General features: G+C 49.2%; 14 protein-coding genes. 9 read left to right on the top strand and 5 right to left on the bottom strand.

What is annotated here, in order from left to right:
* The first annotated feature begins 10 nt into the window (after positions 1-10).
* Positions 11-439: a cell envelope integrity protein TolA gene (tolA, locus tag FHW76_RS09950; protein ID WP_008804864.1), complete on the top strand. Its 429-nt coding sequence runs from the start codon at positions 11-13 to the stop codon at positions 437-439.
* A 104-nt stretch (positions 440-543) separates the two neighbouring features.
* Here the strand turns inward: tolA and attM are convergent, their stop codons facing one another.
* The gene (gene attM, locus FHW76_RS09945) at positions 544-1,338 is read right to left on the bottom strand and encodes an N-acyl homoserine lactonase AttM (RefSeq protein WP_004218740.1); all 795 of its coding nucleotides are present in this window, start codon (positions 1,336-1,338) and stop codon (positions 544-546) included.
* 160 nt (positions 1,339-1,498) lie between these two features.
* Here attM and FHW76_RS09940 point away from each other — a divergent pair, with 160 nt between their 5' ends.
* The gene (locus FHW76_RS09940) at positions 1,499-2,386 is read left to right on the top strand and encodes a LysR family transcriptional regulator (protein WP_043875263.1); all 888 of its coding nucleotides are present in this window, start codon (positions 1,499-1,501) and stop codon (positions 2,384-2,386) included.
* Positions 2,387-2,427: 41 nt separating this feature from the next.
* Here the strand turns inward: FHW76_RS09940 and FHW76_RS09935 are convergent, their stop codons facing one another.
* Complete coding sequence (locus FHW76_RS09935) at positions 2,428-3,330, bottom strand: LysR family transcriptional regulator (protein WP_004190055.1); 903 nt, start codon at positions 3,328-3,330, stop codon at positions 2,428-2,430.
* 103 nt (positions 3,331-3,433) lie between these two features.
* Between FHW76_RS09935 and FHW76_RS09930 the strand changes: the two genes are divergently transcribed.
* Complete coding sequence (locus FHW76_RS09930) at positions 3,434-4,642, top strand: MFS transporter (protein WP_048964360.1); 1,209 nt, start codon at positions 3,434-3,436, stop codon at positions 4,640-4,642.
* A 70-nt stretch (positions 4,643-4,712) separates the two neighbouring features.
* Here FHW76_RS09930 and FHW76_RS09925 read toward each other — a convergent pair whose 3' ends face one another.
* Positions 4,713-5,342, bottom strand: coding sequence for a helix-turn-helix domain-containing protein (locus FHW76_RS09925; protein ID WP_022065814.1), 630 nt, complete (start codon positions 5,340-5,342; stop codon positions 4,713-4,715).
* Positions 5,343-5,408: 66 nt separating this feature from the next.
* Positions 5,409-6,068, bottom strand: a complete 660-nt coding sequence (locus tag FHW76_RS09920) for a winged helix-turn-helix transcriptional regulator (protein ID WP_022065813.1) — start codon at positions 6,066-6,068, stop codon at positions 5,409-5,411.
* Positions 6,069-6,510: 442 nt separating this feature from the next.
* On the opposite strand from FHW76_RS09920, the gene FHW76_RS09915 reads away from it, so the two are divergent.
* The 6 genes from FHW76_RS09915 to FHW76_RS09890 all read left to right on the top strand — a co-directional run bounded on the left by FHW76_RS09915 (position 6,511) and on the right by FHW76_RS09890 (position 12,652).
* Positions 6,511-7,041: a fimbrial protein gene (locus FHW76_RS09915; protein ID WP_008804859.1), complete on the top strand. Its 531-nt coding sequence runs from the start codon at positions 6,511-6,513 to the stop codon at positions 7,039-7,041.
* Positions 7,042-7,098: 57 nt separating this feature from the next.
* The gene (locus FHW76_RS09910) at positions 7,099-7,776 is read left to right on the top strand and encodes a molecular chaperone (RefSeq protein ID WP_012968212.1); all 678 of its coding nucleotides are present in this window, start codon (positions 7,099-7,101) and stop codon (positions 7,774-7,776) included.
* A gap of 28 nt (positions 7,777-7,804) precedes the next feature.
* Positions 7,805-10,339: a fimbria/pilus outer membrane usher protein gene (locus tag FHW76_RS09905; protein WP_183476619.1), complete on the top strand. Its 2,535-nt coding sequence runs from the start codon at positions 7,805-7,807 to the stop codon at positions 10,337-10,339.
* 34 nt (positions 10,340-10,373) lie between these two features.
* Positions 10,374-11,381, top strand: coding sequence for a fimbrial protein (locus FHW76_RS09900; protein ID WP_022065810.1), 1,008 nt, complete (start codon positions 10,374-10,376; stop codon positions 11,379-11,381).
* A 10-nt stretch (positions 11,382-11,391) separates the two neighbouring features.
* Positions 11,392-11,904, top strand: coding sequence for a fimbrial protein (locus FHW76_RS09895; protein ID WP_022065809.1), 513 nt, complete (start codon positions 11,392-11,394; stop codon positions 11,902-11,904).
* Positions 11,905-12,031: 127 nt separating this feature from the next.
* Complete coding sequence (locus tag FHW76_RS09890; protein WP_008804854.1) at positions 12,032-12,652, top strand: LuxR C-terminal-related transcriptional regulator; 621 nt, start codon at positions 12,032-12,034, stop codon at positions 12,650-12,652.
* 58 nt (positions 12,653-12,710) lie between these two features.
* On the opposite strand, the gene FHW76_RS09885 is transcribed toward FHW76_RS09890, so the two are convergent.
* Positions 12,711-13,331, bottom strand: coding sequence for a LysE family translocator (locus tag FHW76_RS09885; protein WP_082228229.1), 621 nt, complete (start codon positions 13,329-13,331; stop codon positions 12,711-12,713).
* Positions 13,332-13,498: the final 167 nt, after the last annotated feature.

The following is a 13,498-nucleotide window of genomic DNA, read 5'->3' as shown; positions in this document are numbered from 1 at the left end:
GAGGCTTAGCATGTCCGTGAAAACCAACGCTGTGCTCGTTTGCACCCTCTCTTTACTTCTTTCCGCCTGCTCGGGTGGTGCTTCTGCGCCGGACAGCGCCGAAGACGCTAAAATATCGGCTGAAGTGGATAAGATACTTCGCGATTATCAAACGGGTTCCGATACTTCACCCCAGGCCAATGCCTCACGCTATCTGGCGCGGATCCAGGCGGCTATCTTCGCTAACATAGACCAGCCGGCCTCCTGGCAAGGGCAAAAATGCTCGGTGCGCTTTACGCTACAGCGTGACGGGACAGTGCAGGATCCGACGGTCGAGAGCGGCGATCGGCCATTCTGCGCGCAGGTGATGTCCGCGCTGAAAAAAGCCAACATCCCGCCCGCGCCGGACGAAAAAACCTATCAAACCTTCAGTCATGTCGTGCTGGACGTGAAGCCCTGAGCTTGCCCGCAGAAATGGCCCCGGCCATCACCAGGGCCATTTCGAACAAGATAAGCTGACAGCCCTGCTTAACAGACGCTTTTTGGCGATCAGCGAGGAATGATTCAATAGTAACAGGCTGGCGCAAGCCTGTTTTTTTTCCATTCTTCAGGATCGTGGCCGGGTATGAATACCGCATGATATCGCTCGGTAAGCTGACGCAGCTTTCGCACTGACTGAGCGACATCAGTAGCTGACGTCATTAGCCCCGGGAGCGCCTTCTCATGGTAATGATCTAAGGTGTAAGCCGCATCAATCGCTAGCGTAAAATTTGTACCACCGGGTAAGCGGATAAGAAAAGATTGATGGCCCGGTGAATGCCCTGGGGTGAAAATACACTGCAGCGTGCCATCACCGTAAAGGTCATAGTGATCATCGGACAACCCGTTCAGAAAAAGCCAGTTAAGTTGGGGACGATCGAAATCGCGTCGGCAATAGGCTCCTGACGTAAACCAGTCAGGGGCAAAGGCATATTCATACTCTTGCCTCTGGACAACATGCGTAGCATGGGGGAAGCGACCAATTGCTCCCGTATGATCAGAGTGCAAATGGGACAGGACCACATAGCGGATATCCTCAGGAGCAATGCCAATCCTCTTAAGTTGTTCCACACAGCCCTGTTCTTCTGACATCACCGGTTTAAACTGCTCTACAGCACTTCCCCAATAACCACTGGGATCTTTCAATCCTTCGACAGCCAGACCGCCGTCAATCAGCGTAAACCCATCCGGATGGGTCAGCAGAAACCAGGGAACAGGGATCTCATAATGCTCTCCCACGCCCTGATTCATCCGGATATGCTGATATCGACAATGCTGTGTTCCTGACTGGAACATGAAAAGCTTTATCTCTGGCATCATTATTTTCCACTAATAAATCAATTAAATAGATTGAAATTTAGCCTGACTCAGGCCTTGAGTCTGGATTTTTCATCATTTCGCAGGAAAGCAGTAGATGCCTGTCCCCACTTACATTTATCGGTAAAGCCAATATAATTGGTGAATGGATCTCTTCTCAGCAATGCGCATATTTATCAGGGTGGTTGAACGGGGCAGCATGTCGGCTGCAGCCCGCGATCTCGGCATTGGCCAGCCCGCCGTGAGTGAAAGAATAGAAAAACTGGAAGCACATCTTGGGACACGTTTGCTTAGGCGCAACACGCGTAACATGTCTCTAACGCACAGCGGTAACGTGTTTTATGAGCGAAGCAAAACGGCCGTTCAGGCGGCAGAGCATGCTCTTTCTGTGAATGAGGAAAATCAGGGGCTGCAAGGCAAAATCCGTATTGCCGCGCCCTATTCCGCCGGAGAAAGCCTGCTGATGCCTGCATTGTTGCAGCTTCAGAACGAGCATCCGGAGCTGCAGGTCGATGTCATTTTTAACGACCGCGTCATCGATCCCGTCACCGAGGGGGTCGATTTATCACTGAGGTTAGGTGATGTCTCCGAAGGCTTTTTTGTCGCACGTCCGCTTGGCGCCGTGCGCAGAGTGCTAGTGGCCTCTCCGGCTCTGCTGGCGAAAATGGGTCATCCTGACACGCCGGAAGCGCTGACAGATTATCCATTTGCTGCTGTTTCCGGTGTATTCGCCAGTAATCGCATTCAATTGATCGCTTCCGAAGATCAACTCATTAATGTTCCCGTCAATATTCAATTTCAATCCACGCACTGGCGGAGTGTCCTCTCCTGGTTATTAGCGGGACATGCCATTGGTGTTTTGCAAAGTCCGGTTTGCAGAAAAGAAATGGCAGACGGCGCGCTCATCCCCCTCTTAAGCCACTATCCGATCCCGCCATTTAGTGCCTGGTTGCTCCATCCACCAGCTGGGATGATGTCGTATGAAACGCGAATTTGTGCCTCCCTGCTGGAGGGCTATCTCAGAGATTTGTTGCTTGAGCCGGCCGGCTGAATAAAACAGCGCCGCCCTGGCGCGCTGAAGATGGCCTCTTGTTAATGACTCAATCTCTGATGCATGAAATCAATAAGCGCTCTTGTTTTTGCCGGCAAGTAACGCCGATCTGAATACAGAGCGAACAATTGCAAGGGGGCTGCCGATTGTTCAAATTCAATCTCGATTAACCGCCCATCATCAATATAGGGTTGGCAGGCTTGTTTCGACAGGATGGCAAAACCGACACCTGAGATGGCCGCCCGCCCTGCCATCTCTCCGCTGTTGACCCGATAACGACCGTTAACCTTGATCGTCTCGAATCCGCCCTTTTTATTCACAAACTGCCAGGGAGCGCCTTTAAGCGCATTCACCGTTGTAATACAGGGTAACTCTTCAAATTGCTGTATTCGAGAAGGCGTGCCATAACGCTGGATGACGGAGGGGGCCGCAACGATGGTGCAAGGGATCGTCACCAGATGACGGGCGATGTAGTCACTGTCATCCATCTGACCACGGCTAACAATGACAGCTAAATCCAGATCATCTCGCAGGGATTCATAACCCGACAAATTTGTGACGCAACTTATCTCCAGGTCCGGATGCTGACAGGCGAAATCAGCAACAACAGAGCCCAGCAATACAGGACCGATTTCATTGGGAATACAGATACGTAATGGCCCCTTGAATTGCATTTGTCGCAACGTTAATTCGGTTTCAGTTTGCTCAAGTGCTTCCAGTAATGGCTTCGCCCGGGTATAGAGTAGATGCCCCGCCTGTGTGAGTTTCATATGTCGGGTACTGCGCTCAATGAGCTGAAGGTTCAGTTTGTCTTCTAACTGAGAAATGCAACGGCTCACATTTGATGTCGGCATTTCCAGGGCTTTCGATGCCCCGACAAAACTGTCTCGTTCCACCACAGCAATGAAGATTTTCAGCGCATTAAAGTCAAGAACTGGCCGCATCAACTATCCCACATATGATAATAATGAGTGCCATTTTTACCACCTAATCGACATGTTTGATAGCAGTTAAGCTAGGATATCTTTGATCCACAGGTCGCTTGCTATGCCACTGGTCGCCACAACATTTAATCAAAAGACGCTCATTCGGATTGCTATGGTAATCGCTTTTGTCCAGTTTACTAATGCGCTGGAATATATGATGTTCAGCCCTGTTTTTACATTTATGGCTGCAGATTTCGCTGTTCCCGTCACCTTCTCAGGCTATGTATCCGGTATGTACACATCTGGAGCCGTCCTGTCGGGAATTATCGCCTTTTACTGGGTTGACCGTTGCAATAAGAAACGTTTTTTAATTGCCAATATGGTACTGCTAGCCATGGCGACACTGTTGACGACATTGACCACCAGTTTTCCTCTTCTTCTTACATTGCGCTTTTTCGCAGGACTGGTTGGCGGTACGACAATGGGGGTGGGGATCACTATTTTGATAAACCACACGCCGGCTGACTTGCGCGGAAAAATGTTGGCGACGGTGATTGCGTCATTTTCGATGGTCAGCATCGTGGGGATGCCCGCTGTATTATTTTTGTGTACTCATTACGGTTGGCATGTCGCGTTGTGGTTAATCTGTACACTGTGTTGGTTGGCATTGCCACTGATCGTCTCCATCATCCCTCAGGATCCCGTCACTTTCGACACGTCCCACGCGCTGCCCCTCGATGTAGATACTTTACTGTTTGCTTCCGGTAATGCGCTGGTACAGTTTAGTCCAATGCTGATCATTCCTGTCCTGGCGCCATTAATGACGCAGCTGTTGGGGGCTTCTCAAGGTCTGCTGCCCTGGTTGTTCTTCGGCGGGGGCCTGGCGGGGTATCTGTCTACCAGAATGACAGGCGCATTAACCTCTCGTGTTTCTGCTTTGAGTTTGGCGACCGGGTCGACCCTCGTTTTTATCCTGAGCTTACTGATACCCCTGATGGGCTATCCGCATCCAGCGCTATTTATTACGTTATTTCTCGGCGCAGCTTACAGTCGTCTGGTGTCATCGTCGGCGGTGACGATTCAGTTTCCTGATAACAAGCAACGAGCGGGATTCTCTTCATTACAGACATCCATGATGTATCTGATGACAACTGCCGCATTTTTCCTGTCTGCTTTTTTGTTACCCGACCATCGCATGGCGCTACAAAATATGGACATGCTGTTGGCGGTATGTGCAATTACCGCATCAGGAACCCCAATTATTGTCATCGTTTTGCAAAAGAAACTGGCTAAACGTACGTTCGAGCCCGATCGTTTCACCACTGAGTAGAACAGGGCGCGCCCTGCCCTGGACATTTAAAACCCAGGTGTGGTCGCTAAATTGAGATGAGGGGCGTTATTTAGTACCTGGCGGGAAGCTTATGGATTTTGATGAGTCTTCCCTCCTCCATTTCGATAAAACCACCCGTTTTTAAATCCGCAAGAATACGCATGACACCGCTGCGAGACAGATGGGTTTTCTCGCGTATGTAGAGTTCTGCTGTGACTGCCGCGCGATAACTCTCATCTTCTTCTATGAGATTGAGCAACTGCTGGCGGATCATTTCATACGCGGTAGGAGCGCCCTGCGGCATCACGTTGTTGTATAGTCGGCCATACACAAACATCAGTTGCTTTGAGAGCAGTCCCCATAACGATTTTTCTTTAATAATGTCATTAACACGAGCGGTGGAGATCTCGCCAATCAGGCAGGGGTTTATGGTTTTGATATAGTCATCGAAGTAAATATCCGTCAGATTGGCAAGACCAAACACGGCGGGACTGCGTGCAGTGGACAGCATCATGTTATCGTTTCGGCGATAAACCGCTACGGTTCCCTCGAGGATCAAGTAACACACCCCCTGGCCGTTCACCTTGAAATCCAGTTGCTCCCCTCTTTCAGTTTTACGTGGTGTGCAATACGGCTGTAAGTGAGTAATCAGCTCTTGCGCGTAGGGTGAACCTTTGTGAGATCTTTCTGAAGAGGACATAACCGATAACCTTAATATTGACCTGTCTGATTATAGCGTGGCTTCCAGTCGCGGGTATCCTCATCGTCAGTATTTTCGAGGCAAGTGGTTGATATCAAGCAGTATACCCCGTTCCATGGTGATGTACTTCCCGGTTCGTAGCTCGGCCAAAATTCGCATAATCCCGCTCCGTGAAAGATAGGTTCGGCTCTTAATATAGGCTGCAGCCGTAATTTTTTGCCGTATCGCATCCGGCTCTTGCATGAGTTCAACAAGCTGAAAGCGGATGATGTCATAAGCTGACATCTGGGAGATTTGTGCGCAATGCTCATACACCCGGGAGGCCGTGTAAATGAGGAGTTTCGAAAAATGCTCCCACAGATCCAGTTGTGCCACGATGTGATTAAAACAATCCAGTGGCACACGGGCGATCTCTGACGTCTCCAGCGCTCTCACATAAAGATGCTCTGAGGAAAACTGACTACTGACGCCCAGAATAAACGGTGCTGATTCAGAATTTAAAACAATGCCATCGCCGCGACGGTGCAGCGCAACGCTACCTTGCAATAGCAAAAAGCACTGCCGGATATCATCTTTATAATAATGCACGACGTCACCTCTGCCGATCACGACTCTTTCTGCTGCTGGCAACACATGTTTTATCAATGCCTCAATGTGCCGGAATGGTTTTAATTCCAGAGCAAGTGATTTGTCATGGTTTTCCGGGGGGGTTAAGCGCGTGTTCATAAGCAGCCTCAATTCCTCAACTGTGATCGCTTTTTGTATCGTCCTGAAGAATTATCTTAAAAATTAAGAATCCACGGAATATTGAGTTGCAGTCTAAAAGTAGACCCGCCCAAAGACGCTCTCTAAGTTATTGATTTTTTAATCCATGAGGTGTCGGTCTAAAAATAGACTGAGCATTAACAATGCCAATAAATAAGCAATAAATGTTGAATATTCGTTAAATGAAAGTCTACAGGTAGACCCAGAAAATAATTGAGTTTAAGAAAATGATTAGATAAATTTTAGCCAGTCAGCAGAACAGTTCAGGGTTTTACCGTAATGAATTATGGCTGCCATGCTGCACAGTAAAATAAAGGCACCGGTATATAAAGAGTGTATACACTCCTCGGCACCCTATTGCCTGAATACGAGTGGTATACAAAGTTAATAAGGAAACAGAGTAATGAAAAAAAGTCTTATTTTAGTTGCATTGACCGCAACTGCAGCGCTGTCAACATCTCACGCTTTTGCTGCCGCTGGCACCGTAAATTTCGTTGGGAACATTCTGGATACTGCCTGTGAAGTCGACGTGGCATCGCAAAACCAGCAGGTTAACCTCGGTAATTTTTATAAAAGTGAATTTCCGAACAGTGGCACAAAAGCGGCTGCAAAAGATTTTAATATTGTGCTTAAAAACTGTCCAACCACGGTGACTTCAACAAAAGTACGCTTTGATGGCACCCCCGATCTGACCAACCCTAACCTGCTGGCTATTGATACCTCAGCCTCCAGTGCGGCGTCAGGGGTGGCGATTAACCTGATGACTGCCGATAAAGTCGATCTGCCTTTGCACGGTGAGAACAGCTATAACTACGTGCTTAGCAGCACCCAGGACAATACGCTGAAATTCTATGCGCAATATATCTCCACCACGGCATCAGTAACGCCGGGTACGGCCAACTCCGTTGCTAACTTCTCCATTGTATATAACTGATTTTCTGTTCAGAAAACCTGATGGGGTCGATACGGCCCCATGTTTTAGAGGTCTAAAATGAATGTTCTTCGCAGTATCTTGCTCACCACCACGATAATGAGTATTGGCTTATCTTTTGCTCAGGCGGGTGTCGTTATTGGTGGCACGCGCGTCATTTTTGATGGTAATAAAAAAGAAGCTTCTATTAGCATAAACAACCCGGATAACACCCCCTATCTTATCCAGTCATGGATTGAAACGCCGGGTGATGGGGTCGGGAAGGCACCTTTTATTATTACCCCACCGTTATATCGACTGAATAATGGGCAACAAAACGTCGAGCGCATTGTTGCCACCGGCACATTACCTCAGGATAAAGAGAGTCTGTTTTGGCTTAATATAAAAGCTATACCCTCCGCATCTCAAGTTGACAATACGCTGCAAATTGCCATTAAAACCCGAATTAAACTCATCTACCGGCCGGCGACGATGAAAGGCGCCGCCCCTGAAGAACAGGCCGATAAATTACGCTGGCAACGCGTAGGGAATAAAATACAGGTAAACAATCCGACTCAGCATGTCATGAATTTTAATGAAATCTCGCTTGCAGGTAAAAGAGTGCCTGATGTCAGTTATGTATTACCCGGCAGTACGGCGATGTTTGATTTACCCTCCGGCGTAACGGGCGGGCCAGTGACATTCAAAATTATCAATGACTATGGCAGTCCCGGGGCAGAACACAAAGCCAGTCTGTAGGCTGGCGAAAAGACACTGAGTGGGATTTATGATGATGGCAATGGATTATATAAAAGTACGATCTCCACGGTTGGCATTGTTGATAACCATCGCGCTCTTCGGTAATACACAAAATAGCTATAGTCGCGATTTTTTTAACCCAGAGCTGGTTGAACTGGATAATCCAGGGACAGAAAGAGTCGATCTTTCAGGTTTTGAATCTGGTGCGCAAGCCCCCGGGAATTATCATGTTGATGTCGTCCTGGACGATCAGTTAGTCGATACTCGCGATATCATGTTTGTTTTGCTGAAAGAACCTGGCGGTGATGAAAAATTAGTCCCCTGTTTATCCATTGAGCAATTAGCAAGCTGGGGAGTCAAGACTGGACTTTTTCCTGCGTTAAAGGGAGAAACCTCCTGTGCGAACCTGTCCGCCATTCCTCAGGCCAGTACAGATTTCCAGTTTGCCATGCAGCGTCTGGTATTGAGCATTCCGCAAGCGGCAATCTCAGCGCAAGCTCGTGGATCGGTGCCACCGGATCGCTGGGATGAAGGGATTAACGCCGCCCTGCTTAACTACAGTCTGAGTGGGGCGAATAACTGGGCCAAAAATAACAACAGCAGCAACAGTGATAGCCAGTATGCCAACCTGCGTCCGGGAGTAAACATCGGCCCCTGGAGGTTAAGAAATTACACCACCTGGTCGCGAGATTCACAGGGCCAGGATGCCTGGGACACGGTTTATACCTATGCACAACGTACGATAATCCCGTTAAAGTCGCAGCTCACACTGGGTGACAGTTCTGCCCCGGCAGATGTTTTCGACAGTATGCCTTTCCGGGGAGGACAACTTGCTTCCGATGATGACATGCTGCCCGACTCCCTTAAGGGCTATGCCCCTGTGGTGCGTGGTATCGCCCGGACCAATGCCCAGGTGATCATCCGCCAGAATGGCTATCAGATTTACCAGAGCTTTGTGGCGCCGGGCGCGTTTGAAATTACGGACATGTATCCTACCGGCGGCGCCGGCGATCTTGATGTCACGATTAAAGAGGCTGATGGTAGTGAGCAGCACTTTAGCGTGCCATTTGCCTCACTTCCCGTATTACAGCGTGAAGGCCGAATAAAATATGCGTTAACGGGCGGCCAATATCGTTCGTACAACGTCAGCGTGGATAAGACACCCTTTGGCCAGATGAGCGTTATTCTCGGCTTGCCCTACGGGTTCACGTTTTACGGTGGATTGCAGGAGTCGAGTAAATATCAGTCGCTTGCCGCGGGCGTGGGTAAAAACATGGGTGACTTTGGCGCTATCTCCAGCGACATCACCCAGGGCTGGTCCACGCCGTACAATATGCCGAAATCCAACGGTCAATCCTGGCGGGCTCGATACAGTAAAAACTTTGCTTCAACGGGCACTAACTTTGCGATTGCCGGCTACCGCTATTCGACCAGCGGCTACTATGGCATGCAGGAGGTCCTTGATTCTTATGGTGACAGTAATGCGCTCCAGGATAGACGCCGAAACCGTGCGGAGCTGACGTTGAGCCAGGGGTTGGGAGATAATCTGGGATCGTTGATGCTGAACGCCTCGCATGAAGATTACTGGAATTCAGGTAAGGCGATGGAATCCTGGAGCGTTGGGTATAACAACTACTGGCACAGTATCAGTTACGGTCTGACATGGACCCTGAGCAGGAATGGTAGTACGGGATCGTACAGCGCTCACCAGAGCGACGGTAAAAACCAGATGCTGGCGCTAAATATCAGCATCCCGCTGGAAAAACTCTTGCCGCAGACATGGGCAAACTATGGCATGAATGCCAGCAAGCATAACGGTACGACACACAGTGTTGGGTTGAATGGCGTTGCGATGCCGAATAATGCGCTTAACTGGAATATTCAACAGGGTTACGGCACTCACGACGTGGCCTATACCGGCAATATGAATGGTGATTATCGAGGCACCTATGGCGAACTGACGGCCGGGTACAGCTATGACAAAAATACCGACCGTCTGAATTATGGGATTCAGGGAGGCGTGGTTGCGCATGCCAATGGCGTGACGTTCTCTCAGCCACTGGGTGAAACCAACGTGCTGATTGCTGCCCCCGGGGCTGCCGGTGTAGGAATCCAGAATATGACCGGCGCGACAACCGATTATCGCGGATACACGCTTGCCTCTAACTTAATGCCTTATCGCAAAAATGATGTGTCATTAATCACTGAAACATTGCCGGCTAACGTTGAGTTAGAACAAACGGTCAAAACCGTGGTCCCGACGCGTGGCGCGATTGTCAGGGCGAACTATCTGGCAAGCGTAGGCGTTCGCATGTTGATGACCTTGACCCAGCAAAACGGCCAGTGGGTACCGTTTGGTGCAATTGCCAGCATTGAAGGTGCAGAACGCAGCAGCTTTATCGTTGGCGAAAGCGGTCAGGTGTATTTGACGGGCCTGGATCCCCAGGTCAACCTGACCGTGAAATGGGGAAATCAATCCGCAAACACCTGCAGGGTGCATTACTCGATTAATATGGCGAAGCTGAATAACGATGTAATTATCGATACTGCTGCTTGCCGTTAACGTTGAACTGAATTTTTAAATCAGGTGCATAGATATGCGACTTTTCCGTTGTGCATTATTAATGCTGGCTTTGTTGTTTCCCTTGAGTGGCATCTGCTGTAACTATAATTTTATCGGCTCTCCCTATACTGTGGATTATGGCAATATTATCGTTCAGCGCGATGTCCCCGTTGGGCAAGCAATCAGCAATGAGATATATGGCTCCTTAGCACATGCTTATTCCTGCATTACAACCGGCAATGAAGGGTCAAGCTCAGGGATGAAAAGCGGGGTTTTACCCTATGCCGCGACGTACGGGGCGCGGCGCGTTTATAAAACCAATGTGCCTGGGGTGGGTATTTCTTTCGGCTTTTATATGAATTCCAAAGCAGGTGTATCGACTTATAGCGGCACCGATTATATTGACCGAGGTAACGCTTCATTGTCCAGTTGGTCATCAAACCCTGGAGAGTTAGTTAGCCATGACTATCAGCCGGTTATACAATTCTGGAAGATTGGTGATATTACATCCGGCTCAGTGACGGGACAACTTGCATCGTTTGTCGCCTTCACAATGCAATATCTCGGCGGAGAACAAGCGCCTGAGATACCTGTGAATGCGGGGGCCGGATCTATTACCCAGGTGGCATGTGCGGTAAAAACATCGAATATTTTATTTGAACTGGGGGACGTCTTGGTTAGTGAATTCGGCTCTGCGGTAGGCACAACGCCCGCTAATGCGCAGAAGACGCAGAATCTCATTCTGGACTGCGATGCCGGAGCCAATATTAACGTCATGCTCACCGGGCCACAAAATCCCGACGTCAGCGATAATACCGTGCTGGCATTAACCGGTCAGGGCAGCGCAGGCGTCGCCCGTGGGGTTGGCGTGCAGCTGGTTTATAACAATACTCCCCTCACCCTTGGCAATAATCTGGTTTTGAAGAGAACCACGGGTGGCCAGGAGATGTTCCCGTTAACAGCACGCTATTATCAGACCAATACAACGGTAACCACCGGCATCGCAAACGCATCCGCAACGCTGAGCCTTACCTATCAATAAGGGCTGTTAAATGAAAATGAATATACTAGTCTTGCTGATGGCATGCGCAACAGCATTACCTGCGCTGTCGGCAGACAATGTAGATATTAAAGTCACAGGCCGTATTATCGCAGCACCCTGCGTTTTTAACGGTGGAAATTCAAATATGAATATCGATCTTGGTAATATCCAGGCAACAAATATGTTCACACCTGGATCTTCGTCCGATCCGGTTTCTTTTAACCTGCTATTTACCAGCTGTCCGCCGGGTACGCTGAGTGTGACGACCCGTTTTAGCGGAACGCCTGACCCGGAAGCGGGCATGAATTATTACCAAAACAGCGGCACGGCCACCCGCGTGGCGATTGCTATGTCTGATGCCACTACGGGTGTGTTAATGGGCAATGGATCCAGCATCACCCAAAATATTGCCGCAGACAGAACGGCGAAGATGCCGATGAAAGCGATGGTCACTTCTGTGGCAGGAAGACCGACACCAGGTTCCATTCGCGCCGTCGTCGTTTTGACAATGCAGTACAACTGACTGGCCGCTGGCTATAGAGGATCCTATGCGCGCTAGTCGTTTTCCTCTTCAGGGAACTAACCGGGTGATAGTACATACTGCATCTATTACCCACATTCAGGAGAGCTATTATGTTTCGGTATGGTAAATGGTTAATATTGTAATAAAAGAGCCGGATACCCTCTTTCAGCGTGGACTGACCTTTTTATTTAGTGATTTCTTTTCCCAACACAATACCAAAGTTGATTTCAATTTTAACTTTACGTCGGAAAGTGTGAAGGTAGCGGACGTCATTGTGCTGGCATTATGTCCAGGAGAGTGTTTTATTTGCTGTCCTGAACTGCAGGAGCGAAAAAAAGGGATTGTGATTGGCGTTGTTGATGATGATATGCGTGTTACGGCTTTACCCTCTTGTTTTCAGGATATTATCTTTATTTCTCGTCGGGATTCCGTCACGCGGTTACGTACAGCATTGCACGGTGCCTGGCACCGGCTACAGCAGACAAATACGCGACAGTCATCCATGTCCTGTTGTGATTGCCAGCCCACCAGGCTGTCTCCACAGCAGATCCGCATCATGACCTGTTTATATGAGGGGATGTCGGTCATGCAAATTGCAGACGAACTCATGATTAGTGAGAAAACGGTCTATGCGCATAAATATATGGTCATGAGAAAATTTAACTTACGCAACGATTATGAGCTAATGCTCCTGCTCAATAAACTGACCAAAAATTGCGCCTGGCCAGGTGGCTTTATAAATATATAACTCAATGATAGCAAAGGTGATAAAAACAACTGATACAGGGGCATACGCCCCTGCGTGACTACCGGCGGCTCATGGCCAGCTTCGCGGCAAATAGCAGAAACAGGCAGCCGGTTGTCCGGTCCATCCATTTCACCACGGCTGGTTTTTTCAGGATGCCGGCGGCATAGCGAGTGGCGGTAATCAGCGTTAATGACCACAGCGTCCCAATCAATACATGGATGGTGACCAGGAGAAAGGTCCAGCTGACGGGTGAATGCCCGGCAGGGATAAACTGGGGCAAAAACGAAACGTAGAAGACGCCCATTTTGGGGTTAAGCACATTCCCCAGCATCCCACGCAGGAACCAGTTACTCGTGGAATCTGATTCGGTCGGGTTGGGGTTAAATTGCTGGCGTGGGCGCAGGAGCAACTGGATGCCCAGCCAGCAAAGGTATCCTGCTCCGCACCATTTCAATAAGGTATAAGCCAACTCAGAAACCGCCAGTAGCGCACCTAAACCAAAGGCCACCAGCGCGCCCCAGATAAAGCATCCGAGATCAATGCCTAACGCGGCATGCAAGGCTTTGCGTCCCCCTTCAGCGGTCGCCGTGCGGAGGATAAGAGCAGTATCAAGACCTGGCGTCAGGGTAAGCAGTGTGGCAGCGAGGGTGTAAGCAAGAAGTGAATCAGTGACGAGCATTTCCTGTCTCCGAAAGAGATAAGGCTACTGAAGCATTCACATTTTTGCAACAACAATGTTCACCCTGCTCCACTTTTACCCAGCCGTCTACCTGACGCAACTCAGCCCATAACTAAGGACCCCTCGGTTATGGGCTGAGTTGCAGGACTAGCTCAACGCCATTGATA

Source organism: Klebsiella sp. RC2 (assembly GCF_014192815.1).
Lineage (GTDB): Bacteria > Pseudomonadota > Gammaproteobacteria > Enterobacterales > Enterobacteriaceae > Klebsiella > Klebsiella variicola.
This window is presented reverse-complemented; position numbering and strand designations above follow the sequence as displayed.

Bases quoted from the DNA above. Each gene is read 5' to 3' on its own strand.
- tolA (WP_008804864.1), top strand. From the start codon at position 11: ATGTCCGTGAAAACCAACGCTGTGCTCGTTTGCACCCTCTCTTTACTT.
- attM (WP_004218740.1), bottom strand. From the start codon at position 1,338: ATGATGCCAGAGATAAAGCTTTTCATGTTCCAGTCAGGAACACAGCAT.
- FHW76_RS09940 (WP_043875263.1), top strand. From the start codon at position 1,499: ATGCGCATATTTATCAGGGTGGTTGAACGGGGCAGCATGTCGGCTGCA.
- FHW76_RS09935 (WP_004190055.1), bottom strand. From the start codon at position 3,330: ATGCGGCCAGTTCTTGACTTTAATGCGCTGAAAATCTTCATTGCTGTG.
- FHW76_RS09930 (WP_048964360.1), top strand. From the start codon at position 3,434: ATGCCACTGGTCGCCACAACATTTAATCAAAAGACGCTCATTCGGATT.
- FHW76_RS09925 (WP_022065814.1), bottom strand. From the start codon at position 5,342: ATGTCCTCTTCAGAAAGATCTCACAAAGGTTCACCCTACGCGCAAGAG.
- FHW76_RS09920 (WP_022065813.1), bottom strand. From the start codon at position 6,068: ATGAACACGCGCTTAACCCCCCCGGAAAACCATGACAAATCACTTGCT.
- FHW76_RS09915 (WP_008804859.1), top strand. From the start codon at position 6,511: ATGAAAAAAAGTCTTATTTTAGTTGCATTGACCGCAACTGCAGCGCTG.
- FHW76_RS09910 (WP_012968212.1), top strand. From the start codon at position 7,099: ATGAATGTTCTTCGCAGTATCTTGCTCACCACCACGATAATGAGTATT.
- FHW76_RS09905 (WP_183476619.1), top strand. From the start codon at position 7,805: ATGATGATGGCAATGGATTATATAAAAGTACGATCTCCACGGTTGGCA.
- FHW76_RS09900 (WP_022065810.1), top strand. From the start codon at position 10,374: ATGCGACTTTTCCGTTGTGCATTATTAATGCTGGCTTTGTTGTTTCCC.
- FHW76_RS09895 (WP_022065809.1), top strand. From the start codon at position 11,392: ATGAAAATGAATATACTAGTCTTGCTGATGGCATGCGCAACAGCATTA.
- FHW76_RS09890 (WP_008804854.1), top strand. From the start codon at position 12,032: ATGGTTAATATTGTAATAAAAGAGCCGGATACCCTCTTTCAGCGTGGA.
- FHW76_RS09885 (WP_082228229.1), bottom strand. From the start codon at position 13,331: ATGCTCGTCACTGATTCACTTCTTGCTTACACCCTCGCTGCCACACTG.